General features: G+C 61.8%; 24 protein-coding genes, 1 tRNA gene and 1 other RNA gene. 8 read left to right on the top strand and 18 right to left on the bottom strand.

What is annotated here, in order from left to right:
• Nucleotides 1–9: 9 nt before the first annotated feature.
• From nuoF to mepA, 13 genes are all read right to left on the bottom strand, one after another.
• The gene (nuoF, locus tag C2U37_RS21515; RefSeq protein ID WP_042016644.1) at nucleotides 10–1,395 is read right to left on the bottom strand and encodes an NADH-quinone oxidoreductase subunit NuoF; all 1,386 of its coding nucleotides are present in this window, start codon (nucleotides 1,393–1,395) and stop codon (nucleotides 10–12) included.
• Nucleotides 1,392–1,931, bottom strand: a complete 540-nt coding sequence (gene nuoE, locus C2U37_RS21510) for an NADH-quinone oxidoreductase subunit NuoE (protein WP_080990002.1) — start codon at nucleotides 1,929–1,931, stop codon at nucleotides 1,392–1,394. The genes nuoF and nuoE overlap by 4 nt, the downstream gene beginning before the upstream one ends.
• A gap of 72 nt (nucleotides 1,932–2,003) precedes the next feature.
• On the bottom strand, nucleotides 2,004–3,809 hold the full coding sequence (gene nuoC, locus C2U37_RS21505; protein ID WP_041211563.1) for an NADH-quinone oxidoreductase subunit C/D: 1,806 nt from the start codon (nucleotides 3,807–3,809) through the stop codon (nucleotides 2,004–2,006).
• A 2-nt stretch (nucleotides 3,810–3,811) separates the two neighbouring features.
• Nucleotides 3,812–4,486 (bottom strand): NuoB/complex I 20 kDa subunit family protein, encoded by a 675-nt coding sequence (locus C2U37_RS21500; RefSeq protein ID WP_010675028.1) that lies wholly within the window; start codon nucleotides 4,484–4,486, stop codon nucleotides 3,812–3,814.
• Between the two features lie 29 nt (nucleotides 4,487–4,515).
• Nucleotides 4,516–4,920, bottom strand: a complete 405-nt coding sequence (locus C2U37_RS21495) for an NADH-quinone oxidoreductase subunit A (RefSeq protein WP_104453027.1) — start codon at nucleotides 4,918–4,920, stop codon at nucleotides 4,516–4,518.
• 256 nt (nucleotides 4,921–5,176) lie between these two features.
• Nucleotides 5,177–6,052, bottom strand: coding sequence for a flagellar motor protein MotB (locus C2U37_RS21490; RefSeq protein ID WP_010675026.1), 876 nt, complete (start codon nucleotides 6,050–6,052; stop codon nucleotides 5,177–5,179).
• Nucleotides 6,030–6,788 (bottom strand): flagellar motor protein, encoded by a 759-nt coding sequence (locus tag C2U37_RS21485; RefSeq protein ID WP_029314677.1) that lies wholly within the window; start codon nucleotides 6,786–6,788, stop codon nucleotides 6,030–6,032. Before C2U37_RS21485 ends, C2U37_RS21490 begins: the two co-directional genes overlap by 23 nt.
• Nucleotides 6,789–7,453: 665 nt before the next feature.
• A non-coding RNA gene (locus tag C2U37_RS21480) (RtT sRNA) lies at nucleotides 7,454–7,582 on the bottom strand.
• A gap of 55 nt (nucleotides 7,583–7,637) precedes the next feature.
• Nucleotides 7,638–7,725: transfer RNA gene (locus C2U37_RS21475), tRNA-Ser, on the bottom strand.
• Nucleotides 7,726–7,990: 265 nt separating this feature from the next.
• Nucleotides 7,991–8,608, bottom strand: a complete 618-nt coding sequence (locus C2U37_RS21470) for a TPM domain-containing protein (RefSeq protein ID WP_010675024.1) — start codon at nucleotides 8,606–8,608, stop codon at nucleotides 7,991–7,993.
• Nucleotides 8,609–8,630: 22 nt separating this feature from the next.
• The gene (locus C2U37_RS21465; protein ID WP_104453026.1) at nucleotides 8,631–9,362 is read right to left on the bottom strand and encodes a TPM domain-containing protein; all 732 of its coding nucleotides are present in this window, start codon (nucleotides 9,360–9,362) and stop codon (nucleotides 8,631–8,633) included.
• Nucleotides 9,359–9,964, bottom strand: a complete 606-nt coding sequence (locus tag C2U37_RS21460; protein WP_010675022.1) for a LemA family protein — start codon at nucleotides 9,962–9,964, stop codon at nucleotides 9,359–9,361. The genes C2U37_RS21465 and C2U37_RS21460 overlap by 4 nt, the downstream gene beginning before the upstream one ends.
• A gap of 42 nt (nucleotides 9,965–10,006) precedes the next feature.
• On the bottom strand, nucleotides 10,007–10,750 hold the full coding sequence (gene mepA / locus C2U37_RS21455) for a penicillin-insensitive murein endopeptidase (protein ID WP_069785143.1): 744 nt from the start codon (nucleotides 10,748–10,750) through the stop codon (nucleotides 10,007–10,009).
• A 174-nt stretch (nucleotides 10,751–10,924) separates the two neighbouring features.
• Here mepA and C2U37_RS21450 point away from each other — a divergent pair, with 174 nt between their 5' ends.
• Both C2U37_RS21450 and C2U37_RS21445 read left to right on the top strand, forming a co-directional pair.
• Nucleotides 10,925–11,467: a hypothetical protein gene (locus C2U37_RS21450; protein WP_104453025.1), complete on the top strand. Its 543-nt coding sequence runs from the start codon at nucleotides 10,925–10,927 to the stop codon at nucleotides 11,465–11,467.
• A 245-nt stretch (nucleotides 11,468–11,712) separates the two neighbouring features.
• Nucleotides 11,713–11,958, top strand: coding sequence for an RNA recognition motif domain-containing protein (locus C2U37_RS21445; RefSeq protein WP_010675019.1), 246 nt, complete (start codon nucleotides 11,713–11,715; stop codon nucleotides 11,956–11,958).
• A gap of 69 nt (nucleotides 11,959–12,027) precedes the next feature.
• Here the strand turns inward: C2U37_RS21445 and C2U37_RS21440 are convergent, their stop codons facing one another.
• Entirely contained in the window at nucleotides 12,028–12,927 is a 900-nt protein-coding gene (locus C2U37_RS21440; RefSeq protein ID WP_103243005.1) for an aldo/keto reductase, read from the bottom strand.
• Between the two features lie 166 nt (nucleotides 12,928–13,093).
• Between C2U37_RS21440 and C2U37_RS21435 the strand changes: the two genes are divergently transcribed.
• From C2U37_RS21435 to ltaE, 3 genes are all read left to right on the top strand, one after another.
• Nucleotides 13,094–13,501, top strand: coding sequence for a transcriptional regulator (locus tag C2U37_RS21435; RefSeq protein ID WP_039038703.1), 408 nt, complete (start codon nucleotides 13,094–13,096; stop codon nucleotides 13,499–13,501).
• A 75-nt stretch (nucleotides 13,502–13,576) separates the two neighbouring features.
• Nucleotides 13,577–14,284, top strand: a complete 708-nt coding sequence (locus C2U37_RS21430) for a short-chain dehydrogenase (RefSeq protein ID WP_104453024.1) — start codon at nucleotides 13,577–13,579, stop codon at nucleotides 14,282–14,284.
• Between the two features lie 86 nt (nucleotides 14,285–14,370).
• Complete coding sequence (ltaE, locus tag C2U37_RS21425) at nucleotides 14,371–15,387, top strand: low-specificity L-threonine aldolase (RefSeq protein WP_104453023.1); 1,017 nt, start codon at nucleotides 14,371–14,373, stop codon at nucleotides 15,385–15,387.
• A 63-nt stretch (nucleotides 15,388–15,450) separates the two neighbouring features.
• Here the strand turns inward: ltaE and C2U37_RS21420 are convergent, their stop codons facing one another.
• From C2U37_RS21420 to C2U37_RS21405, 4 genes are all read right to left on the bottom strand, one after another.
• The gene (locus C2U37_RS21420) at nucleotides 15,451–15,882 is read right to left on the bottom strand and encodes a PAS domain-containing protein (protein ID WP_199770480.1); all 432 of its coding nucleotides are present in this window, start codon (nucleotides 15,880–15,882) and stop codon (nucleotides 15,451–15,453) included.
• A gap of 31 nt (nucleotides 15,883–15,913) precedes the next feature.
• Nucleotides 15,914–16,936 (bottom strand): response regulator, encoded by a 1,023-nt coding sequence (locus C2U37_RS21415; RefSeq protein WP_104453021.1) that lies wholly within the window; start codon nucleotides 16,934–16,936, stop codon nucleotides 15,914–15,916.
• Between the two features lie 46 nt (nucleotides 16,937–16,982).
• Nucleotides 16,983–17,927 carry a LysR family transcriptional regulator gene (locus tag C2U37_RS21410; RefSeq protein ID WP_104453020.1) on the bottom strand — a complete coding sequence of 315 codons (945 nt, stop codon included), beginning with the start codon at nucleotides 17,925–17,927 and terminating at the stop codon, nucleotides 16,983–16,985.
• 83 nt (nucleotides 17,928–18,010) lie between these two features.
• Nucleotides 18,011–18,559: a DUF2982 domain-containing protein gene (locus tag C2U37_RS21405; RefSeq protein WP_223924600.1), complete on the bottom strand. Its 549-nt coding sequence runs from the start codon at nucleotides 18,557–18,559 to the stop codon at nucleotides 18,011–18,013.
• 322 nt (nucleotides 18,560–18,881) lie between these two features.
• Here C2U37_RS21405 and C2U37_RS21400 point away from each other — a divergent pair, with 322 nt between their 5' ends.
• The 3 genes from C2U37_RS21400 to nfsA all read left to right on the top strand — a co-directional run bounded on the left by C2U37_RS21400 (nucleotide 18,882) and on the right by nfsA (nucleotide 23,332).
• On the top strand, nucleotides 18,882–20,822 hold the full coding sequence (locus C2U37_RS21400) for a putative bifunctional diguanylate cyclase/phosphodiesterase (protein ID WP_039038812.1): 1,941 nt from the start codon (nucleotides 18,882–18,884) through the stop codon (nucleotides 20,820–20,822).
• Between the two features lie 154 nt (nucleotides 20,823–20,976).
• Nucleotides 20,977–22,539: an AbgT family transporter gene (locus tag C2U37_RS21395; protein ID WP_104453018.1), complete on the top strand. Its 1,563-nt coding sequence runs from the start codon at nucleotides 20,977–20,979 to the stop codon at nucleotides 22,537–22,539.
• A gap of 67 nt (nucleotides 22,540–22,606) precedes the next feature.
• A complete protein-coding gene (gene nfsA / locus C2U37_RS21390; RefSeq protein WP_010675008.1) occupies nucleotides 22,607–23,332 on the top strand; it encodes an oxygen-insensitive NADPH nitroreductase in 726 nt (241 codons plus the stop codon).
• The last annotated feature ends 63 nt before the right edge of the window (nucleotides 23,333–23,395 follow it).

Genomic DNA, 23,395 nt, shown 5'->3' with positions numbered 1-23,395 from the left:
TCCTGGCGCTTACCAGCGCTCGCCCAGCAGGTTGGGCTGGATACCCTTGAACAGCTTGTGATTGTCATGGGGGGCCTTGACCCCGGCCTCGAACTCGGACCGGAAATACTTCATCGCACTGCCAAGGGGCTCGACGGCGCCGGGGGCATGGGCACAGAAGGTCTTGCCCGGGCCCAGGAAACTGACGAGCTGTTCCAGGGTCGCGAGATCCTCGGGTTGGCCCTCGCCCCGCTCCAGCGCCCGCAGGATCTTGACGCTCCAGGGCAGGCCGTCGCGGCAGGGGGTGCACCAGCCGCAGGATTCGCGGGCAAAGAACTCCTCCATGTTGCGCAGCAGGGAGACCATGTTGATGCTGTCATCCACCGCCATGGCAAGGCCCGTACCCATGCGGGTGCCCACCTTGCCGATGCCGCCAGCGTACATCTGGGCATCCAGGTGCTCGGGCAGCAGGAAGCCGGTGCCGGCGCCGCCCGGCTGCCAGGTTTTCAGGCGATAGCCGGGCTTCATGCCGCCGGCGTAGTTTTCGAACAGCTCGCGGGCGGTGATGCCAAAGGGCAGCTCCCACAGGCCGGGATTGTTGACCTTGCCGGAAAAGCCCATCAGCTTGGTGCCGTGATCTTCCGAACCCGGCAGTGCCAACCCCTGATACCAGGCCACACCGTTGCCGATGATGGCGGGCACGTTGCACAGGGTTTCGACGTTGTTGACGCAGGTCGGCTTGCCCCAGACGCCGGAGACGGCGGGGAAGGGGGGTTTGGCCCGCGGGTTGGCGCGCCGTCCTTCCAGGGAGTTGATGAGGGCCGTCTCTTCGCCGCAGATGTAGCGACCTGCGCCGGTGTGGACGAACAGCTCGAAGTCAAAGCCCGAGCCCAGGATGTTCTTGCCAAGGAGCCCCGCGGCCTTGGCCTCTTCCACGGCGCGGCGCAGGTGGATGGCGGCATCCACGTACTCGCCGCGCAGGAAGATGTAGCCGCGATAGGCTTTGAGAGCCCGGGCACTGATGATCATCCCCTCGATCAGCAGGTGGGGCAGCTGCTCCATCAGCATGCGGTCTTTGTAGGTATTGGGTTCCATCTCGTCGGCGTTGCAGAGCAGGTAACGGATGTTCATGCTCTCGTCTTTGGGCATCAGGCCCCACTTCACGCCGGTGGAGAAACCGGCGCCGCCGCGTCCCTTGAGGCCGGCATCCTTGACGGTGCTGACGATGTCATCCGGGCTCATCTGGCCAAGGGCCTTGCGGGCGGCCTCATAGCCCTGTTTTGCCTGATACTCCTCGAGCCAGACCGGCTGGCCGTCGTCCCGCAGGCGCCAGGTGAGAGGGTGGGTCTCGGCGGTGCGGGGGATGCGGTTGGCGGTGCCGAGGGAGGCAAGCGTCTTGCCTGGCTGAATGCTCATGGGTAAGCCTCCAGGGTTTTCAGCAGGCTGACGGCATCGAGTCCGCCATAGGTATCGTCATCGATCATGATGGCCGGCCCCTTGTCGCAGTTGCCGAGGCAGCAGACGGGCAACAGGGTGAAGCGGCCATCCGGGGAGGTCTGACCAGGGGCCAGATTGACGACCTCTTTCAGACCGGCAAGCAACTGCTCGTGGCCGTTGATGTAGCAGACCATGCTGTCGCAGACGCGGATGATGTGACGACCCACCGGCTGGCGGAAGATCTGGCTGTAGAAGGTGGCGACCCCTTCCACGTCGCTGGCGGGGATGCCGAGCTCGGCGCCGATGGCGTGAATGGCGCCGTCAGGCACCCAGCCACGGGCCTGTTGCACTATCTTGAGCGCTTCGATGCTGGCTGCACGGGGATCTTCGTAGTGGTGTTTCTCGTGTTCGATGGCATCGCGCTCAGCCTGGCTCAGGACGAAATCTCCCTGCTGGCTGCTGCATGCCCCTTGCCCTTGTGGGGTCTGGTTATTCTGACACTGACATTGGCTCATGACTTGACCTTTTGTGGCTTGTCCCTTTACTGCGCGTCTTGCCCTTCGCCCCGGCTGCCGGGGCGAGAGGACTCAACGATCCACATCTGACATAACGAAATCGATACTGCCCAGGTAGACGATAAGATCCGACACCATCTGGCCGCGGATCACCGAGGGGATCTGCTGCAGGTGGGCGAAGCTCGGGGTGCGGATCCGGGTCCGGTAGCTCATGGTGGAGCCATCGCTGGTCAGGTAATAGCTGTTGACCCCCTTGGTCGCCTCTATCATCTGGAAGGACTCGGCGGCCGGCATGACAGGCCCCCAGGAGACTTGCAGGAAGTGGGTGATCAGGGTTTCGATGTCCTGCAGGGTGCGCTCTTTGGGCGGTGGCGTGGTGAGCGGGTGATCCGCCTTGAAGGGGCCCTCAGGCATATTTTTCATGCACTGCTCGATAATCGACAGGCTCTGGCGGATCTCCTCGATGCGTACGGTGGCGCGGTCGTAGGCGTCCCCGTTGCTGCCCACCGGCACCTCGAACTCGAACTGATCGTAACCGGAATAGGGGCGCCATTTGCGCACGTCAAAGTTGAGTCCCGTGGCCCGCAGACCGCCCCCCGTGGTGCCCCAGGCCAGGGCCTGGGCCGTGTTGTAGGCGGCGACGCCGATTGTGCGGCCCCGCAGTATGCTGTTGCGCATGGCCGCCTTTTCATACTCCATCAACCGCTTTGGCAGCCAGCTCAACAGGTTGTCCTGGATGAGGCGGGTCCAGCCGGCAGGCAGATCGTGGGCCACGCCGCCGATACGGAACCAGGCCGGGTGCATACGGGCTCCGGTGATGGCCTCGATGATGGTGTAGATCTTCTGGCGGTCCGTGAAGGTGAAGAAGACCGGGGTCATGGCCCCCACGTCCTGAATGTAGGTGCCAAGGAACAGCAGGTGGCTCTGGATGCGGAACAGCTCCGCCATCATCACCCGGATCATGTCGACCCGCGCCGGCACCTTGATGCCGGCCAGCTTCTCGACCGCCAGCACATAGGGCAGGTTGTTCATCACGCCGCCCAGGTATTCGACCCGGTCGGTGTAGGGGATGTAGCTGTGCCAGGACTGGCGCTCGCCCATCTTCTCGGCGCCGCGGTGGTGATAGCCGATGTCGGGCACGCAGTCGCGGATCTCTTCCCCGTCTAGTTGCAGCACCAGGCGGAAGGCGCCGTGGGCGGAGGGGTGGTTCGGCCCGAGGTTCAGGAACATGTAGTCCTCGTTCTCGTTGCCGCGGGCCATGCCCCACTCTTCCGGCTTGAACAGCAGGTTGTCCTGCTCCTGATCCTGCTTGACCGCATCGAGCATGAAGGGATCAAACTCGGTGGCGCGCGCCGGGTAGTCCTTGCGCAGGGGGTGCCCTTGCCAGCTCTTGGGCATCATGATGCGGGTCAGATGGGGGTGGCCATCGAAGGTGATCCCCATCAGATCCCACACTTCCCGCTCGTACCAGTTGGCGTTGGGGAAGTGGCGGCTGACGGTGGGCAGATGGAGATCGCTCTCCTTGAGCGCCACCTTCAGCATCACGTCGGCGTTACGGTCGATGGAGATGAGGTGATAGAAGACGGTAAAGTCGCTCTCCGGCAGGCCGTGGCGATGGCTGCGCATCCGTTCGTCGGTGGCGCTGAGATCGAACAGCATAACGAAGGGGGAGGGCAGCTTTTGCAAGAAGCCCATCACGTCCAGCAGCAGATCCCGGGAGAGCCAGATGACCGGCACGCCGGTACGGGTGCTCTGCACGGTGAAGCGCTCGGCACCGAAGTGGGCGAACAGCTCGCCGACCACCTGGGCATCGGCGTGATCGGCGGTTTGCCACTGTGCCATGGTGTAATTGCTTGGGAATTCTCGAGTCAGTTTCATGATCAGATCTCATCCGGCGTGCGCAGGTTGGTCACGTTGATCCGCTCGCCGCGCTTGCGTTCCTTCTCGGATTGCATCTGGGGACGGTAGATCCCCTGATCTCCCACCACCCAGGAGAGGGGGCGGCGTTCCTTGCCGATGGACTCCTGCAGCAGCATCAGGGCTTGCAGGAAGGCCTCGGGGCGGGGCGGGCAGCCCGGAATGTAGACATCGACCGGCAGGAACTTGTCCACCCCCTGTACCACGGAGTAGATGTCATACATGCCGCCGGAGTTGGCGCAGGCCCCCATGGAGATAACCCACTTGGGCTCGAGCAACTGCTCATAGAGCCGCTGGATGACAGGGGCCATCTTGATGAAGGGGGTGCCGGCAATCACCATGAAGTCAGCCTGACGGGGGGAGGCTCGTATGACCTCAGCACCGAAGCGAGCCACGTCGTGGGGAGAGGTGAAGGCGGTACACATCTCCACGTAGCAGCAGGAGATGCCGAAGTTGTAGGGCCAGAGGGAGTTCTTGCGGCCCCAGTTGACGGTGTCTTGCAGCACCTCTTCGAGGCGCCCGATCATGATGCCGCGGGTCGCTTGCTGCGCCAGTGGATCATCGACGGTCTGGCGCTGTTCCTGGGGGTAGCGCTCAACGGGCGCATCCGGGTCAATCCGGGTCAGGGTGTACTTCATGGTGCAACCTCAAAGAGATAATCGGTAGTTCAGTCTGGTTTCTTGTCAGTCAGGACACGCTTTTTCGGGGCCCAGTCGAGGGCACCAATGCGCCACAGGTAGATGAGGCCTACCAGCAGCAGGGTGATGAAGATGGTGGCTTCGATGAAGCCGACCCAGCCGCTCTCCCGAACGGAGACGGACCAGGCAAAGAGATAGAGGGCTTCGACATCGAAGATGACGAAGAACATGGCGACCAGGTAGAACTTGGCGGAGAAGCGCAGGCGGGCGTTACCGACGGAATCCACCCCGGATTCGAAGGGTTTGTTCTTGGCACGGCCATAGGCGCGTCCCCCCAGCAAGGCCGCCAGGCCTATCATGGTCAAGCAGATACAGATGGCGCCAATGACATAGACAGTAAAAGCCCAGTGCTGGACGGCAATATCAGCAAACATATAGGTTTTTCCCTAACCAAATTAATCATGTGACTTAACAATGATGTTACGTAGTATGCCACTTTCGTACTGATTTACATGTCATTTCAAAGGATTAATTATTAATCAACGGGATGAAAATTGTGTTTTGCTAGCGGGGTCAACTTTCTCGTTTGAGAATTGTTTTCAATCGTTTTTATGTAGCAGAAAAAAACCGGATAGTTTGAAAATCCGGGGGATGGCAGGAAACAAAAGACCCCGCATGGCGGGGTCTGTTTCAGGGTTGGAGAACGGGGAGGCTCTGCTCTGCCGCCTTGCCCTGGGAGAGCACGATCTCCACCCGGCGGTTGGCCTGGCGGTGAGCCGGGGTATCGTTTGGATAACGGGGTTGGGTATCCGCCACCCCCTGGGCGATCAGCCGTCGTGAATCCAGCTTGGGGTTGGTCAGCAGGGTGTGGGTGATGGTGGCCGCCCGCAGCACCGACAGCTCCCAGTTGTTGCGATAGAGCTCCACCGGCGCCTGGGAGTTGTCGGTGTGACCGGTGACCACCACCATGCCGGGGATGTCCGCCAGCACGTCCGAGACCTTGTTGACCAGGGGAATGAACTGGGGCTGCAAGAAGGCGGAGTCGGCCGGGAACAAGGTCTTTTCGCCGATGCGGATGACCAGTTGGCTGCCAAGCTGCTCCACCTCGATCTCTTTGGACTCGATTTGGCTTTTGAGCTGCTGATCCAGCTTCTGCTTGGTGACTGTGACCCAATCCTGCTCCTTGGTCTTGTGGGGCCAGGACTCCGTGGCCGTAGGTTTCTCCGAGGAGCCGATGGTCTCGTTGAAAGGGTCGGCCGCCGCTGCGGGCGTCTGGGTATCCAGCACCTGCTCTTTCTGGGAGGTATTGGGGGTGGTCTTGGACTCGGGTTCCAGTATGCCTGTGCCCCCCTGCATCACGGGGGAGCCGGCGGGAAGGGAGACCAGCCCTATCTTGCCAAGAGATTCGATAAAGCCCTGAATGAGCACGCGAGTCTCCGACTGCTTGGCCATGGCGAAGGAGTAGAGCACCACGAACAGGGCGAACAGCAGTGTCATAAAGTCGGCGTAGGAGACCAGCCAGCGTTCGTGGTTCTCCGGCGCCTCAGCCTTTTTCTTTTTCGCCACCGTGGCCTCCGAGGTAAGGCTCAAGGGTCACTTGCAGCCGTTGCTGTGACTCGCCGTCCACGATGCAGAGGATGCCGGTGAGGGTCATCTCCTTGTAGTGGCGGATCTGGTGGGCAAACGACTTGTAGCGGTTGCCGAAGGGCAGGAAGATGAGGTTGGCGGCCGACACCCCGTAGATGGTGGCGATAAAGGCCACCGCGATGGCGCCCCCCAGCTTGTCGGGGGCATCCAGCAGGCCCATGGCGTGAATGAGGCCAAATACGGCCCCGACGATCCCCATGGTCGGGCAGTAGCCCCCCATGGCCTCGTAGAATTTGACGGTCTGTTCGATATCTTCCTGCTCGAACTCGATCTCGTTTTCCAGTACCTCGTGGATTTTGGTCTTCTCGTAGCCATCGACCATCATCTGTACCCCTTTTTGCAGGAAGGGATCCTTGATGTCGTCGATCATGCCCTCCAGTGCCAGCATGCCGCTGCGCCGTGCATTGCCCGCCAGGGTTTCAAGCAGTTGGGCCTGCTCCAGCATGTCGAGGCGCAGGGGAGTAATGAGCCACTTGAAGCGTTTGAGGGTTTTACCAACCACGGAGAAGGGAAACTGGGTCAGTGCGGCACCGACGGTACCGCCGATCACGATGAGAAAGGCGGGCAGATCGAGCAGGGCGCTGGGGTGCCCCCCTTCTATCATGTTGCCACCCAGAATGGCTGCCAGGGCCAGCAGCAAGCCAATAAGACTCATTTGTCCATATCCCTATGCGATGTGTGAGGCTAGTGTAGCCATTTAACTATCAGTTTTTCAAAACGATATCCAATCGGTGAGCAATATCCGAGAGGTTGCGCAGACCCGGTAGTGTCCGGTGGCATCGGCCTGTGCCGCTTGATCTGTAGAGCAGGTTGACGGTGCCGGCATGGCAGGACGAGGCTGTTATCCAGGTGATATCACGATATACCATGCTTTTCTTGAGAGATTATTTGTCATCTATATCGTCAATTTCTGTTTGCTTGGTGTAATGTGCTGTCAACGAGAGAGGGCTGGCTGCCCTCGGGGCATATCCCCTGTCGACAGAGAGCAGCGAGCAGAGAGGCGGAAGGGATGGGATTGGCTGGGTGGCACTCGGCCAAGTATCGCAGCAAACCGTTTTTTCTGGCCCCCGCCGATGGCGGGTTTCTCCTGCCAGGGGGCTGGCAGACACCTTGAAGCAAAATAACCGACCCTGAGGTCGGTTCTTCAATCTGTACGCTGGGTCGGGATTGACTCGCACCATCCCTGGCGCTCGCCCTGCGGGCGGCCTCTGGCCGTCCAGTCGGGCTATCCTGCCCGCCTGCCGACAGGGTTCGAACCGAGCCGCCCATCATCGGATAAAGTAAAAGGCCCCGTCTTGCGACGGAGCCTTTTACTTTATTTGGCGGTGAGGGAGGGATGATTCACCACTGCGTGGCTCACCCCTTCGGGGCGACCTGCGGCCGTTCATCGCAGCAAGCTGCTCTGCTCGAACCCGACGAGGCTTCTCACCCTCCCTCCATCGGCATCGGATGTTGCCATGTCACCAGATGCAAAAAACCGACCCTGAGGTCGGTTTTTACAATTTGGCGGTGAGGGAGGGATTCGAACCCTCGATACGTTGCCGTATACACACTTTCCAGGCGTGCTCCTTCAGCCACTCGGACACCTCACCAAATTTTTACTGCTTGAAGTGGTTTTCGAAGCGCGCTGCGCGTGCATCTTGCCGACTTCGTCGGTGGGCAGCCTCTCGGATACCTCACCAAATTCTGCTCTGTGATTTAACGTGTTCAGCCAACACGTGTCCGCTGCGCCGTTGCGCTGGAACGGGGCGTAATTTAGGGGAAAGGGCTGCCTGGGTCAACCACTTTTCCCCTTATTTTTCATAATCTTTATCGAGTGCCTATCCCTTGAACAGAATGCCGGTTTTTTAAGCCCATTCAGGGCTTGTCGAGAATGATCAGGCTGTCAGGCAGCTCGTTCTGATCCCGGGTGGCGGGGAAGGCGTCGGTCAGAATGGCGCTGGTGCGCTCCACGCACTCCAGAAACCCCTGCTCGACCTCCTTGTTGCGTACCCGAACCACGAAGTCGTCGATGATCTGCTGCCACTGGGTGTTGTCGATGTGCTGGGCGATCCCGTCGTCTACCAGGATCTCCACATAGTGCTCCGCCACCGAGACGAAGATGAGCACCCCGAGCCGGTCCCGGGTGCGGTGAAGTCCCTGCTCGACAAACTGCAGGCGGGCCATCAGGGCGGCCCGGTGACGGCGTACCTTGTTGGGAATGAGCCGCATCTTGATGGGTGTCCAGTGGAACAGCAGGCTCAGCAGCAACCAGACCGACCACTGCACCAGCAGGATCTCGTACCAGCCAAGCCAGAAGCCGAGCTGGAAGACCAGCAGGGGGGTGAGCATGGCCAGCAGGGCGGCCCACAGGGTCGGGATATAGCGATAGCCATCGCTGGCCGGGGCCAGCACGGTGACCAGTTCGGCATCCGTGGCCTGCTCGGCCTGTCGAACCCTGGCCTGCAAGGTGTGGAAAAACTGTTTCGAAATCATCTTGTTGTCTCTTTTTCCCTGATTACCAACCGCCAGATGCACCGCCGCCGCCAAAGCTGCCGCCGCCACCACTGAAACCGCCACTACCACCGCCAGTGCGGCCGCCAAAGGAGCCGGCACCGAATCCACCGGCCATGTAGGCGGCCCGGCGACGTCCTCCCGGCCCACCGCCGCCGCGCAGGTTGTGCAGCACGATCATCGCAATCACCACCAGGATGAAGAGCCAGGGACCTCCCTGCTTGTCGGCCTTGCTGGTGTTGTCCACGGGCTGATACTCCCCGGCCAGGGCCTGCATGATGCCCTGGCTGCCGGCGAGGATGCCGGCCACCATGTCACCGCGCTTGAAGGCGGGCAGGATCCGGGTCTGGATGATATTGGCGGCGATGGCGTCGGGCAGGGCACCTTCCAGGCCATAACCCACCTCGATGCGCACCTTGCGCTCGTCCTGGGCGATGATCAGCAGAACGCCGTTGTTCTTGCCTTTTTGGCCGATGCCCCAGTGGCGACCGAGCTGGTAGCCGTACTCTTCGATGGTATCCCCCGCCAGCGTGTCGATGGAGACCACCACCAGCTGGACGCCGCTGCGCTTCTCGAAGACGGCCAGTTGCTGTGCGAGCTGGTGGGCCTGCTTGCGGGACATCAGATTGGCCTCGTCCACCACCCGCCCGGTCAGGGCCGGGAAATCGGGGGCGGCATGCAGCGCCGTGGCACAGAGCAGCAGACAGAGCGCCAGCCAGCGTCTCATCACGTTCATTGGAAGCTGACCTTGGGCGCCTCATCGGCACCGGGTTTGGCGCTGAAGGTGGGTTTGGCTTCCAGATCGGAGTAGAGCAGCTTGGACCAGATGACCCCGGGGAAGGTACGGATCTCGGTATTGAACTGGCGTACTGCTTCGATGTAATCCCGTCTGGCCACCGCGATGCGATTCTCGGTGCCTTCCAACTGGGCCTGCAGGGTCAGGAACTGCTGATCGGCTTTCAGATCCGGGTAGCGCTCGACCACCACCATCAGCCGGGAGAGGGCGCTGGAGAGCTGCTCCTGAGCCGCCTCGAACGCCTTGAGCTGGGAGGGGTCACTCACCTGCACGCTGCCGACTCGGGCACGGGCATCGGTGACAGCCTTGAGGGTCTCCTGCTCGTGGCTGGCGTACCCCTTGACGGTGGCCACCAGGTTGGGAATGAGATCGGCCCTGCGCTGGTACTGGTTCTCGACCTGTCCCCAGCTCGCCTTGACCTGCTCATCCAGGGTCGGAATGGTGTTCATGCCGCAGCCGGTCAAACCCAGCAGCAGGGTCAGGGTCAGCAGGGCACGGGTACCACGCTGCCAGAGTGAAGTGGCCATCTTGTTGTTCTCCATTGATATTTCTCTCGGAAATAGGTTCACCATAACAGCTTGTGGTCAGCCCTCACAACGCCTGGGTAAGAGGGGGGCGCGGTAGCTCATCGACACCTTGGGCAGCTGGGGTTTGTCCTTGAGCCAGGAGGCCAGCTCCTCCCCACAGCCATTGCCGGGGGGAATGGGAGCCTGGGACTGGCAGTCCGGACTGTTTGCCGGGCAGCGCAGGCGGACGTGAAAGTGGCTGAAGTGGCCGACCCAGGGGCGCAGCTTGCCGACCCAGGCTTCACCGGGTGCCTGTTTGCACACCTCGGCCTTGATGACGGGGTTGACGAAGATGCGCGCCACCTCGGGGCGATCAGCCGCAAGGCGCAGCAGATTGAGCTGCCTGGGACCGAATCGGCCGGGTAGCATCCGGTAGCTGGGTTCGTCGATCAGCGCCCACTCCCTGGGGGCATCCTGCTCCCAGCGGCTGATGGGCCTGTCAGCCATCCTGAACCAGATGTCGGCATCCAGGCCGGTCTGGTGGCTGCGATGACCTGAGGTAAAGGGCCCCCCGTGCATCATGGCGAGGTCGGCGATATAGAGATCCGGCATGCCGGCCAGTCTGGTCTGGTTGGCCAGATGCTGCAGGTAATGGATGAGGTCGGGGTGACCGTAATAGCGCAGCCGTTTGGTGCGGATCACCTGATAACCAGGGCCTTCGAGGGGCAGGGCCACGGCATTTTTCAGGCAGCCGGCGGAGTAGCCGCCGATGGCCTCGGCATAGAGTGTGCTCGCGGACAAGAGCAGGGCGGTGGCGAACATGGGACTCCCGGGATGGCGCCCAGTGCGGGCTCAGACAGCCCCAAGCATACCAAGAGTGGCGGCTGGCCGTCATCCGTGTCGCGGTGGCGGTTGCATCGCGGCGCGTCGCTCGCGCACAATGCGCGGCAACGCAGCGACGGCAAGGCCGTTCGCATCACAGAAGGAGAAGAGAAGATGAGAGTCAGTGAGCTGGCAGCGCAAGAGAACGTGCGCTGGCTGATGCCCCCGGCCCGGCGGTTTTACGGGGTCATGATCTGCCTGTTGCTGGGGAGTCTCGCCACTGTGGTGGCCGCCCTCTGGCTGGGATATCCCGACATGGGCCTGCTGCCCTGGGTCGGGGTGGTCTTTGGCGGTATCGTGCTGGTGATGATGGTGTTGCCGCGCAACTGGCAGCGCTGGCGTCTGGCGGAGCTTGCTTGGGATGAACGCCATCTCTATCTGCTCAATGGTGGCGAAGACCGGGCGTTGGCCCTGCCCAGAGCCGTGCTGGTGGGCATGGAGCGGGATCGAAAGGTGGGACACGATGGCCAGTGGCTCGATTTCAGCCTGGATCTCGGGCTGGATGAGGTGACCCTGGCGACGGCCACCAGCCTGCTCGGGTTGTCCCGGGAAGGGACTCACGAAGTGGCCCCCGGGGTCTATCGATTCGGGTTCAAACGTGCCTGGCATGGGCGTCGTGCCCTCGGCACATTGCTGGCCGAGCTGCACCCGGCCTGACTATTTTCTCGACAATTCATCCCAATGCTCAGATACTGCCTCTGATTCGATTTGATCTTTCCTGCTCTGATAACCCAAGAGATCAAGGACTTGGGATACGAAGCTGGAAGTGCCATGGCATGATGCCGTGGCTGGTCCGGCAGGGGGGTTGTGCCCTTACTCCCAGGTCGGTGGATGCATAGATAAGGCACCTTGAATCGAGAGTGGATGGCATGAAGATTTACGTAGGTAATCTGTCGTACCGGATGACGGCCGACGAACTGACAACCGTGTTCAGCCAATTTGGGCAGGTAGACAAGGTCGATATCATCATCGACCGCGATACCGGTCAGTCCAAGGGGTTTGGTTTCATTGAAATGCCGGTCAATGGTGAGGCCGAGAAGGCCATCGCCGAGTTGCACGGCACCGAGGTCGGCGGCCGCACCATCACGGTCAATCAGGCCAAACCGAAGACGGATGCACCCCGTGGTCGCCCCCAGCGCCATCGTTGAATCGTCTCGATAACGGAAAACGGCATGGAATCCTCCATGCCGTTTTTGTTTTCAGGGTCTGGTGCAGACTCAGGGAACGTCATAACCCAGAGCGGCCTTGCGGATGCGGAACCACTGCTGGCGAGTGAGCTCGATGGACTCGGCTGCCACGGCGGCGGCGATCCGCTCCCGTTTGCCGGAGCCGATGAGGGGCAGCGGCTGACTCGGCAGCATCATCACCCAGGCGTAGACCACCTGCTCCAGACAGTCGGCGCCCACCTCCTGGCGGATCTGCTCGAGTTCCGCCCGCAGCGGGGCATAGTCGGGGGCATGGAACAGCCGCCCGCCGCCAAGGCAGGACCAGGCCATGGGCTTGATGCGCAGTTGCTGGCATTGATCTAGGGCACCATCCAGCGTCCCCTCCTGATGGAGCGGGGAGATCTCCAGCTGGTTGGTGACCAGGGGGAAGGGCAGGCGGGATTGCAGCAGGGCGAACTGGTGGGGCGTGAAGTTGGAGACCCCGGCGTGCTTGATCTTGCCTGCCTGCTTGAGGGTGATGAAGGCGTCGGCCACCTCGTCGGCGTTCATCAGGGGGTCGGGGCGATGGATCAGCAACAGATCCAGATGATCGGTGCCGAGCTTTTGCAAGGAGGCTTCGGCACTGGCGACGATGTGTCCCTTGCCGGTGTTGTAGTGATTCAGGGCGTGGGCCGGATTGGCGGTGAGGGCGATGCCGCACTTGCTGACGATCTCCATGCGATCGCGCAGGGAGGGCTCCAGGCGCAGGGCATGGCCGAAGGCCTCCTCGCACTGGTAGCCACCGTAGATGTCGGCGTGATCGATGGTGGTGACCCCGAGATCAAGGTGATATTTCATCAGGTCCAGCAGGGCGGCGGGGGAGAGCTGCCACTCCATCAGGCGCCAGTAGCCCATGATGAGGCGGGAGAAGGTGGGGCCTTGCTCGTGCAGGGCCAGACGGGATACGGACATGGAGACTCCTCTGGAGATAACAATGCGAAAAGAAAGGGGCAATATCATGTGCCAGCATCTTGGTCTCTTCCGGCGGACAAGGCAATAATGCCCCCTTCGCGAATTCGAACTATGGTTCTGACTCCGACGGGTCAAGATCCCGGTGTCAGTGAGAGGAGAAGGGGTGATGGAAGGATTTGCCGCCAGGCTGCAAAGCCTGATCGGGGAGGGGAGTGTGAGCGCCTTTGCCCGCAAGGTGGGGTTGAGTGAAGCCCTGATCCGCAAGTATCTGAAAGGGGCCGAGCCCGGCCTTGGCAAGGCGAACCAGATTGCCATGGGGGCCAACTGCTCGCTGGAGTGGCTCGCCACCGGTTGCGGGTATCTCTATCGTCAGGCCGAGGTGGTGGACAGGGACGCGCTGGCGGCGGCGGGGGCGCTGGTGCAGGAGACCCGTCCGGGAAAGCCCATGCCGGACGAGGAGCAACTGGTGACCCTGCTCGCCTATTACCAGTTCCTGCGCAGCCACAAGCAGGCGGACGGTTTTCTGGACCTGGCCCGGGCGCGGGAGTTTGGGCGCCATCTGGCCGAGGCCTGAGCCTGACGGTGGCTCCCGGCAGTTCGCCATTCTTCTGATACCCTCTAAGCAGTGATCAAATCCAAGGACACGCAGATGAGCTATCTGATCCTGGGCAGTGGCGGGTTGGGCAGTGCGCTGGCACGGGAGCTGGCCAGACGGGGCGAAGAGTGGTTGCTGGCGGGCAGGCAACTGCCCAGGGGGCTGGATCCCGCCTGCTACTTTCCGCTGCAGGAGGTGGACTCGCTCTCTTTTGAGGCCCTCTTCACCCTCTATGACAGCACCTCCCTGCCGACGGTGGTGATCAACACCATAGGCCTGCTCCATGATCTTGCCCACATGCCGGAGCGGCGGGTGGAGGAGGTGACCCCCCAATGGCTCGAAGAGAGTCTGCTGGCCAATGCCTGGCCCCACCTGGCCCTTGGTGCCAATCTGAGCCGGCGCATGATGCCCCAGAGCACGCTCTGGCTCTGCACCCTTTCGGATCGGGCGGGAAGCCTGGAGGAGGGGGGCCAGGAGGCCATGTGCCACTACAGCTACCGCATGAGCAAGGCCGCCCTCAACATGGGATCCCGGATCCTGGCGGGTGAGTGGGCCGGACGTTTTCCAGGCGCCAGTGTCATCACCGTGCATCCCGGCCTCATGAATACCCCCATGCAGCAACCTTTTCTTCAGGAGATGAATCCCGCCCTGCTGCAGGATCCCGCCGAGGTCGCCGTCCGCCTGCTGGATCTGATGGCCACACTGACGCCCGCGCACTCGGGCCGTTTCGTGGATCTGCAGGGTCAGTCGCTGCCCTGGTGAGCCGCCGGGCTCACATTCCCGCTTGTCGTTTCTTGCCAGCCGGGTGTCGGCTGGTTAATGTCATCGTCCTGCATCAGGAGGATGACATGCGCTATATCGATTTACGAAGTGATACCGTGACCCAACCCACGGAAGCCATGCGCCAGAGCATGCTGCATGCCGAGGTGGGAGACGATGTCTATGGGGAAGATCCCAGCATCAATGCGCTGGAGCGCCGCGGCGCCGAACTGCTTGGCAAGGAGGCGGCCCTGTTCGTGCCCTCCGGCACCATGTCCAACCTGCTGGCCATGATGAGTCACTGCCAGCGTGGGGAAGGGGCCGTGCTGGGGGCAGCCTCCCACATCTATCGCTACGAGGCCCAGGGCTCTGCCGTGCTGGGCTCGGTAGCCCTGCAATCCGTCCCCATGCAGGCGGACGGCACCCTGGCCATCGAGGATGTGCGGGGGGCCATCGCTCCCGATGATCCCCATTTCGTCCAGACGCGCCTCGTCTGCCTGGAAAATACCCATAACGGCAAGGTGTTGCCATTGACCTACCTGCGCGCCATGCGCGAATTCGTCGACGAGAAGGGGCTGAAGCTGCACCTGGACGGGGCTCGCCTCTTCAATGCGGTGGTGGCGAGCGGGGAACCGGTGGCCGCCATCGCGGCGCCTTTTGACAGCATCTCCGTCTGCCTCTCCAAGGGACTGGGAGCACCGGTGGGTTCCCTGCTGGTGGGATCGGCTGCGTTCATCGCCCGCGCCAGACGGCTGCGCAAGATGCTGGGGGGCGGCATGCGCCAGGGAGGGATCCTGGCCCAGGCCGCCCTGTTCGCGCTGGATCAGCATGTTGCCCGGCTGGCGGATGATCATCGCCGCGCCAGGCGTCTGGCAGAGGGGCTGGCCGCGTTGCCAGGCATCACACTCAACATGGGTGAGGTGCAGACCAACATGGTATTCCTGCGCCTGACTCAGGGGGATCCCGCCACCTTGCTGGGTTTCATGAAGGAGCGCGGTATTCTCTTCTCCGGCTACGGGGAGCTCAGGCTGGTGACCCACCTGCAGATCACCGACGATGACATCGACGAGGTGATCGACGCCTTCACCGAGTACCTGAGTAGCTGACGCCATTCCCCATCGCAACAACAAGGGCGCCATCGGGCGCCCTTGTTGTCATGGCAGGGTCGGTCATCCCTGGCGCTGGCCGGTGATCAGCATGGCCTCGTCGGTGGCGTCATAGATCATGATGGCCAGGTGGGTGACCTCTCCGGCGAAGTCGGCCAGCGGCACCAGGGTCAGGTTCTGGTACATGTAGGGGGCCGATCCCGTGATGGGGCGGTAGTTGGAGAAGCGCAACAGGTAGGGGCGCTGCTCCCAGGTGCTGAAGGCACGGTTGTTGAGCTTGAACACCATGTTGGTCTTGCGCTCGAACCAGGCCTTGTCCACATCGGGGAAGAGCGAGAACAGCCCTTGATCGCGCACCTCGCCTGCCAGCCGGCCGCTGTGACTCTCCATGAAGCCGTTCCACACCTGGATCCGGTACTCCCTGTCGAGCACGACCAGCCCCACGTCCAGATTCTGGACGATGTTCATCAGCCAATGAAATTCCCGAATGTCCATGGTCACTCCTGGTGGTTGCTGCCGCGGGCGGTCAGAGCATGTGCATGATCTTGTTGTTCATGGTGGCGATGGAATCTTCGGTAAACAGCAGCAAGAGATCGCACTGCACCGCATAGCCCTGCACCCGATAGTTGATCTCGATGGCCAGAGTGCGGCGCCAGCGGCTCTGGTTAGTCCGAATGAGATCCTGAATGGGCCTGTGCTGGCCCAGCACCACGGGGTGACCCTGGCTAAAAGGGGTGTCGAGCTGGTTGGCGTAGCCGCGCAGGAAGGCACCGATCAGCACGTTGGCGGTGTCCATCAGCAGTTCCAGCTCGGCGCCGTGATCCAGCTCCCCCTGATGGTTCATCAGGCGGGCCAGGTCCTGGAAGCTGGCATCGTGGAACAGCAGCAGGGCCTCCCCGGCGATCCCGGCCCCGATGAAGCCCTGGCAGACCGCGGAGAGCGTCTCCGACTCGGCGGCGGCCGAAAGCGCCATGTGCAGCTCGGAGACCTCCAGCACGTTGACGTTGGGGATGGGGAGCAGCACGAAGGCGCCGAGCAGGCGGGCCAGCAGATCCGCCCCCTGGCCCATGGCGACGTTGGCCAGCTCCTGATAGACATCCCGCAGCTCGGGGGTGAACTGGATGCTGCTCTGGGCAGCCTGGTGGCTGGCGACGGGCTGGGGCTGGATGGCCGTCACCTGGGTGGCTGATTGCCACAGACCGTGGCGCTTGAGCAAGGCAAGGAGGGTGTCCGGGGAAGCCGGCTTCTTGATGAAATCGAGGGCGCCAAGAGCCATGACACGCTCATGGGCTTCCGGCTGGATGTCGCCGGAAACCACGATCACCTTGCTGCGCACCCCCTCTCGCTTGAGGGTCTCGAGCACGCCATAACCGTCCATCTCCGGCATGGTGAGATCGAGAAAGATCAGGTCCCCGTGCCCCATCAGGATCTGCTCGACCCCTTCCAGTCCGTCCGCGGCCTGGTACAAGGTGACACCCCAATCGGCGGGCAGGGCGCGCACCAGCTGTTTGCGCGCGAACCCGGAGTCATCACATATCAATACATTCATAGTGTTAGCCGACCTGTGCAACGAGGATTGCGCTAAGTGTGGGTCATCAGCCGTCAGATGCAACGGGCAGCGGCTGCGCCGGTGAAAATTGATCGTTCTGCTGGCGGGTACGATAGCGCTCGGAGTGCTTCTCGACGAAATCGGCGAACATCTTAACACGCAACGGGGTGAACCGGGGCTGGCAATGGAGCATGTAGAAGGGACGTTTTCCCGACTGCCAGTCCGGCAGGACGGGGACGAGCTGACCATCTTGCAGGAAGGGGTGCACGTAGTGCTGCGGGGCGTTGACGATGCCGAGGTGGCGCTGGGCTGCCCGCACGGCGGCCTGGGTCTGGTCGATGCAAAGGCGGGGTGTGCGCTTGATGCAGATCGTCTGTTCGTCCCGCCCGCTCAGTTGCCAGTGCTGGTGGGGCCAGCAGTAGATGAGATCGTGCTCTTCCAGCTGGGTCGGGTGGGAGGGCACTCCCATCTTCTCCAGATAGAGGGGGGAGGCGAACAGACCGTACTGGATGTGACCCAGACAGAGGGCGTTGGGCAGGGTCTGGGGAAGCTCGCCGTTGAAAAAGACCAGGTCCCTGTCCTGATCCGCCTGGAGGGCATGATCGTTGGACTGGCGGATGTCAAACTGTACCCCGGGATAGCGCAGGCCGAAGTCCGCCAGCATGTCGACCAGGATGGTGTTGGAGAGGGCGATGGGGGCCGCGAGGCGGATGAGGCCGCTGATGTCAGTCTCCTCACCCCGGATTTCGCCGGTGGCCTGCTCTATTTCCGCAAGGGGGGTACAGAGGCGCTCGTAATAGCGCAGCCCTTCGTCGGTGAGACGCAGCTTGCGGGTGGATCTGTGCAGCAGGCTGCATCCGAGCTGCTCTTCCAGTTGGGAGATACGTCGACTGATGGTGCCGGTCGGCATGCCCAGCGCAGCGGCGGCGTGGGAGAAACCGCCCTCTTGCACCACCTTGACGAACAGATAGAACTCTTCGATGTACTTCATAAGCGGTTTTAGGGGGTGTTCTGGCTGTAACAAGCCAGTGACCTTATGAAGAGTCACCGGGCTTGGCAAGCGCAATCCGGCGTTTAATTGATCTGGATTAGATTCGACTCGCGCTGGTATTGCTGGAGCAGATGGACGAAATCTTTCGGGGATCTGTCCAGACTGTTGTCGGGCACCAGCAGATCGTACCCCAGCAGATCCCGCAGCCGTGCCATGCGGTTGCCGAGCATGGCGATCACCCCCTCATAGCGCTGGCCGGAGGGTGAGCAGAAGCGGCTCTCCTCCAGCAGTCCCTCTCCCAGGAGCCCACTGCCGCACCCTCCGGTCGGGCAGTCGGGGCGCTCGCTTCGCATGGCCTGCATCAGCACGGCGCGCTGCTCGGTCAGCAGACGGACGGCGAGCCGGGGTGTGATCAGCGTCAAAAAAGCGTCGTAATCCTTTATTTTCAAACCGATGTAGGGCAGCTCCACCAGATCCCACCCCAAATGGATACGTGGTTGGTCAATTCGCTGAATATTTCTCCATTTCAGGATCCAGCCGCCGTACTTGTGATGGTATTGCAGGCAGTCCTGACACAAAGAGAGACTAAAATGAGGCTCACCCAGTTTCCAAACCCCGACAAGAATTGTCATCAGGCCCGCGAGGAGGAGGGAAATGGCGGGGATTAGTAGTTGTTCACGAAGAAAAAAAAGTATAAAAATCATAGCAATGGTTATCACCATGCCCAACAATACCAGTGTGAGTCCATTTCTTCGTACCATGGGGATCACATGTAGCGTTTTCATATGATTTCGGCCTTTTTTCATCCGTTTGTTATCCGATTATGGGCCGGAACGGATTTTGTACCAGCGTGAATGCTCCTGTCAGGGGGCGCAAGCGACTGGTTCGACCATGAGCTTTCAGCATGAATCATCACTCAACATGAATACGCTAGACGAACGCCTGCTCACCGTGATGGATGTCCTCCACACGCCTGTCTGGGTCTATGACATCCAGCGTCATCATATTTACTGGGCCAACGATGCTGCCCTCGGGCTCTGGGAGGCGAGCTCCCTGGCCGAGCTGAAGTCCCGGGATTTCTCCGCCGACATGGCCGCCGCCATCGATCTGCTGCTGCAGCGTTATCTCGGCGATTTCCAGCAGGAGCGCAGTTACAACGAGTGGTGGACCCTCTCACCCAAGGGGGTCAAGAAGCAGGTCTATCTGCGTCTTTCCGGGATCCAGCTTGCCGGACGGCAGATGATGATGGCGGAAGCGGTCATCGATGCCGACACCCTCTATCAGGAGTCCTCCCTCGCCACCGGCGACACCCTGGCCTGTCTCTTTGACAACGAGGGGCGCCTCGAGAGCGGCAACCATCACTTCGACATGTGCTTTGGCACCGGCATTCTGACGCTGCCCCAGATCTTCTCCGGTGCGGACGAGGCCTTCTATCGTCGCCTCTCCCGTCTGGACGAAGTGGTGGCCGAAGGGGAGTGTCGCACCCAGAAGGGGATGCGCTGGTTCCAGTACCAGTTTCGCCATATCCAGCAGGGGGCACGGATCCTGCTGACCATGCGGGACATCACGGATCGCAAGCTCGAAGAGCTGGAGCATCGCCACCTGGCCTGGCACGACTCCCTCACCGGGCTGCTCAACCGCTACGGCCTGATGAAATCCCTGGAAGCCTATTGCGGCCTCGGGGGGCGCTTTGCCCTGGTGTTCATGGATCTGGACAACTTCAAGCTGGTCAATGACAACTACGGCCACAAGGCAGGGGATCGCCTGCTGGAGCGGGTCGCCGGACGGCTCAAGCAGATCTGCCCGCGGGACGTGGAGCTGGCGCGCCTTGGCGGGGACGAGTTCACCGCCCTGGTGCCCCTCAACCAGGCGAGCGATCGGGCCCAGGAGGTGGCGGATCTCATGCTCTCCCAGATGAGCAAGCCACTGCAGCTGAGTGGTGTCCCCGAGGTCACCATCGGCGGCAGCATCGGCATCGCCATCTACCCGGACGACGCGGATGACGGCGACAACCTCATCACCCGTGCCGACATGGCCATGTACCAGGCCAAGCAGATGGGGCGGCTTCGCTGGCAGCGCTTCACCCCCAGCATGCAGCAAAGCCTGCATCGCAAGCTGACCCTGAAGCAGTTTCTGGCCAAGGCCGTCGGTCGGGGGGAGCTCAGCCTGCGCTATCAGCCCCAGGTGGATGTGGCGCAAGGTCGGGTCATCGGTTTCGAGGCCCTGGTACGCTGGTACAATCCCGTGCTTGGCCATGTGTCGCCGGCGGAGTTCATTCCGCTGGCCGAAGAGATGGGGCTCATCCGGGAAATCGGAAGCTGGGTGCTTTCCACCGCATTGGCCCAGATGGGGGAGTGGCAGCGACAGGACGGGGTGAGGGTGCCGGTGTCGGTCAATCTCTCGGGCTTCCAGCTCTCTGCCAGTTTGCCGGAGCTGGTGGCCCAACTGCTCGAGGCATTCTCGGTGGAGGCGGCGCTGCTGACCCTGGAGCTGACCGAGACGGTGCTGATGCTCGACATGAAGGGGTGCATCGAGATCCTCGACGCCCTGAGCGAGCAGGGGATCAAGATCGCCATCGACGACTTCGGGACGGGCTACTCCTCCCTGGCCTACCTCAACCGGTTGCCCATCGACACCATCAAGCTGGACCGCTCCTTCGTGGTGGGACTCAACCTGCCGGTGATCCGGGCGACGGTGGCCATGGCCACCAGTCTGGGGCTCGGGATCCTGGCGGAAGGGGTGGAGGAGGAGCACGAGCTCGCGGCCCTGCAGACCCAGGGTTGCCATGTCTTCCAGGGGTTCCTGTTCAGCCGTCCCATGACCCCGGAAGAGGTGGCGGCGGCGGGGTTCGCTGTACAGTGCCGACTGGGTCGCTACCCCCTCGCAAACCATTGAGCAAGTTGTCGATAAATGTGCGGCATCTCCCATTTATGAAGTGCGAGATGCCAAATTAAACATAATTAATCGAATTTTTGTCTCATATCATGGGATCCATTAGACGTTATCGCTAGTATGCGCGCTCATTCCTTGGTAATGGAGTATCACCATAATGAGTCAAGCTGCAGTGAACGAGCGTCCGGCCCCTCCCAACGGCTGGTTGAACCGCTTTCTGAACGGGGTGGAGAAGGCGGGCAACAAGCTGCCGGATCCCGCCATGCTCTTCCTCTATGCCTTGCTGATCGTCTGGGTCGGCTCCTGGATAGGCTCCCAGTTCTCCTTCGATCTGGTCAATCCCCGCACCGGAGAGGCCGTGGTCATCAACAACCTGTTGACCGGGGCAGGGCTGGCGGACTTTCTCGCCAGCATGGTCACCACGTTCACCGGGTTTGCTCCCCTTGGCATCGTGCTGGTGGCCATGCTGGGGGTCGGGGTGGCTGAACAGTCCGGTTTCATCAACACCGGGCTCAAGAAGCTGCTCAAGGTGACGCCGGCGCGCTTTCTGACCCCCATGCTGATCCTGGTGGCCATCGTCAGCCATACCGCCGCCGATGCGGGCTATGTGCTGGTGATCCCCATTGGCGGCATCATCTTCCATGCGGCGGGTCGCCACCCGCTGGCGGGGATTACCGCAGCCTTTGCCGGGGTTTCCGGCGGGTTTGCCGCCAACTTCCTGCCCTCCGGCGGGGATGCGCTGCTTCAGGGTTTCACCCAGTCTGCAGCCCAGTTGTTCGACCCTGACTACATGGTCAACACCCTGTGCAATATCATCTTCACCGGCGCTTCTTCCTTGCTGATCATCTGCGTGGGCTGGTTTGTCACCGAGAAGATTGTCGAGCCGCGCCTCAAGCAGGTGCCTCTCAACGAGGATCTGGAGAGCGCCGACGAGATGGGTCGTTACAGCGCCCAGGAGAGCCGGGCCTTCAACTGGGCCGGGTTCGCCATGCTGGCGGCCGTGGTGCTGCTGGGGCTGGCGCTGGCCCCCGGCGACTCGCCGATGCGGGCACCGGACGGTTCCCTCACCACTTTCGCCGCACCGGTGATGAAGTCCATCGTGCCCCTCATTTTCCTGCTCTTCATCCTGCCCGGGATCGTCTATGGCTTTGTCGCTGGCAGTTTCAAGAGCGGCAAGGATGTGATCGACGCCATGTCGGCCACCATGAACAAGATGGGCTCCTACATGGTGATGGCCTTCTTCTGCGCCCTCTTCATCAAGGCGTTCGGGGATTCCAACCTCGGTACTCTGCTGGCGCTCTCCGGTGCCGAGGTGCTTCACGCCCTGGCGCTGCCGGGAGAGGTGACCATTGTCGGCATCATACTGCTGACGGCCACCGTCAACCTGGTGGTGGGTTCGGCCTCCGCCAAGTGGGCCCTCATCAGCCCCATCCTGGTGCCCATGCTGATGGCGGTAGGGATCTCGCCCGAGCTGACTCAGGCCGCGTATCGGGTGGGGGATTCCGCCTCCAACATCATCACCCCGCTGATGGTCTTCTTCCCCCTGGTGGTGGTCTATTGCCAGCAGTATGTAAAGAGCACAGGCATCGGCACCCTGGTCTCCATGATGCTGCCTTACTCCCTGGCCTTCCTGGTGAGCTGGACGGGCTTCCTGCTGCTCTACTGGGCGCTGGGGTTCCCGCTTGGGTTGCAGGCCCCCTATGTCTATCCTGCCCCTTGAGGGTGACGGGGGGCCTTGGGCCCCCCGCATTTTTTGGGTAGAGTGTGACCTTCATCCCGGAGGTACCATGAACCCGACCATCGATCTCATTCTTTCCCATCGCTCCATTCGCCAGTTCACCCCAGAGCCCGTCAGCGCAGAGCAGCTGGATCAGATCCTGAGCGCCGCCCAGAGCGCCGCGAGCTCCAGCTTCCTCCAGGCCAACAGCATCATCCGGGTCACCGACAAGGGGCTGCGGGCCACCCTGGCGGAGCTGGCCGGTCATCAGGCCTATGTGGTCGAAGCGGCGGAGTTTCTGGTGTTTTGTGCCGACTACCATCGTCATAGCCAGATAGTGCCGGAGGCCCGCACCGGCTTTGTGGAGCAGCTCATGATCGGGGCCATCGACGGCGCCCTGATGGCGCAAAATGCCTTGCTGGCGGCCCAGTCACTTGGGCTGGGGGGGGTCTATATCGGCGGCATTCGCAACAATCCGGCCGAGGTGAGCGAGGTGCTGGGTCTGCCCCATCAGGTGATCCCGCTGTTTGGCCTTTGCCTGGGTCATCCCGCCCAGCGGCCGGAGCAAAAACCGCGGCTGCCCCGGGCGCTGGTGGTGCACGAGAACCGCTATCCTGCCACCCTGGACCGCGCCCTGCTGGCCCGGTACGACGGGCAGATCCACGACTACTACCAGGCCCGCAGCAGCAACAACAAGGATCAGACCTGGAGCGGGCAGATCAGGGGGATTCTGGGCAAGGAGGCGAGGCCCTTCATGCTGGGATTCCTGCAGTCGAAGGGTTTTTGCCTCAAGTAATGGGGGCGGCGGGCGATATGGAGCATGACGCACCGGATGCGGTCACCGCCTGCGAGCGTTCTT

The sequence above is a fragment of the Aeromonas sp. ASNIH1 genome (assembly GCF_002934285.1).
Lineage (GTDB): Bacteria > Pseudomonadota > Gammaproteobacteria > Enterobacterales > Aeromonadaceae > Aeromonas > Aeromonas caviae.
This window is presented reverse-complemented; position numbering and strand designations above follow the sequence as displayed.

Coding starts and splice junctions, on each gene's coding strand:
- nuoF (WP_042016644.1), bottom strand. CDS start 1,395: ATGAGCATTCAGCCAGGCAAGACGCTTGCCTCCCTCGGCACCGCCAAC.
- nuoE (WP_080990002.1), bottom strand. CDS start 1,931: ATGAGCCAATGTCAGTGTCAGAATAACCAGACCCCACAAGGGCAAGGG.
- nuoC (WP_041211563.1), bottom strand. CDS start 3,809: ATGAAACTGACTCGAGAATTCCCAAGCAATTACACCATGGCACAGTGG.
- C2U37_RS21500 (WP_010675028.1), bottom strand. CDS start 4,486: ATGAAGTACACCCTGACCCGGATTGACCCGGATGCGCCCGTTGAGCGC.
- C2U37_RS21495 (WP_104453027.1), bottom strand. CDS start 4,920: ATGTTTGCTGATATTGCCGTCCAGCACTGGGCTTTTACTGTCTATGTC.
- C2U37_RS21485 (WP_029314677.1), bottom strand. CDS start 6,788: ATGAGTCTTATTGGCTTGCTGCTGGCCCTGGCAGCCATTCTGGGTGGC.
- C2U37_RS21470 (WP_010675024.1), bottom strand. CDS start 8,608: ATGATTTCGAAACAGTTTTTCCACACCTTGCAGGCCAGGGTTCGACAG.
- C2U37_RS21465 (WP_104453026.1), bottom strand. CDS start 9,362: ATGAACGTGATGAGACGCTGGCTGGCGCTCTGTCTGCTGCTCTGTGCC.
- C2U37_RS21460 (WP_010675022.1), bottom strand. CDS start 9,964: ATGGAGAACAACAAGATGGCCACTTCACTCTGGCAGCGTGGTACCCGT.
- mepA (WP_069785143.1), bottom strand. CDS start 10,750: ATGTTCGCCACCGCCCTGCTCTTGTCCGCGAGCACACTCTATGCCGAG.
- C2U37_RS21450 (WP_104453025.1), top strand. CDS start 10,925: ATGAGAGTCAGTGAGCTGGCAGCGCAAGAGAACGTGCGCTGGCTGATG.
- C2U37_RS21445 (WP_010675019.1), top strand. CDS start 11,713: ATGACGGCCGACGAACTGACAACCGTGTTCAGCCAATTTGGGCAGGTA.
- C2U37_RS21440 (WP_103243005.1), bottom strand. CDS start 12,927: ATGTCCGTATCCCGTCTGGCCCTGCACGAGCAAGGCCCCACCTTCTCC.
- C2U37_RS21435 (WP_039038703.1), top strand. CDS start 13,094: ATGGAAGGATTTGCCGCCAGGCTGCAAAGCCTGATCGGGGAGGGGAGT.
- C2U37_RS21430 (WP_104453024.1), top strand. CDS start 13,577: ATGAGCTATCTGATCCTGGGCAGTGGCGGGTTGGGCAGTGCGCTGGCA.
- ltaE (WP_104453023.1), top strand. CDS start 14,371: ATGCGCTATATCGATTTACGAAGTGATACCGTGACCCAACCCACGGAA.
- C2U37_RS21420 (WP_199770480.1), bottom strand. CDS start 15,882: ATGGACATTCGGGAATTTCATTGGCTGATGAACATCGTCCAGAATCTG.
- C2U37_RS21415 (WP_104453021.1), bottom strand. CDS start 16,936: ATGAATGTATTGATATGTGATGACTCCGGGTTCGCGCGCAAACAGCTG.
- C2U37_RS21410 (WP_104453020.1), bottom strand. CDS start 17,927: ATGAAGTACATCGAAGAGTTCTATCTGTTCGTCAAGGTGGTGCAAGAG.
- C2U37_RS21405 (WP_223924600.1), bottom strand. CDS start 18,559: ATGACAATTCTTGTCGGGGTTTGGAAACTGGGTGAGCCTCATTTTAGT.
- C2U37_RS21400 (WP_039038812.1), top strand. CDS start 18,882: ATGGATGTCCTCCACACGCCTGTCTGGGTCTATGACATCCAGCGTCAT.
- C2U37_RS21395 (WP_104453018.1), top strand. CDS start 20,977: ATGAGTCAAGCTGCAGTGAACGAGCGTCCGGCCCCTCCCAACGGCTGG.
- nfsA (WP_010675008.1), top strand. CDS start 22,607: ATGAACCCGACCATCGATCTCATTCTTTCCCATCGCTCCATTCGCCAG.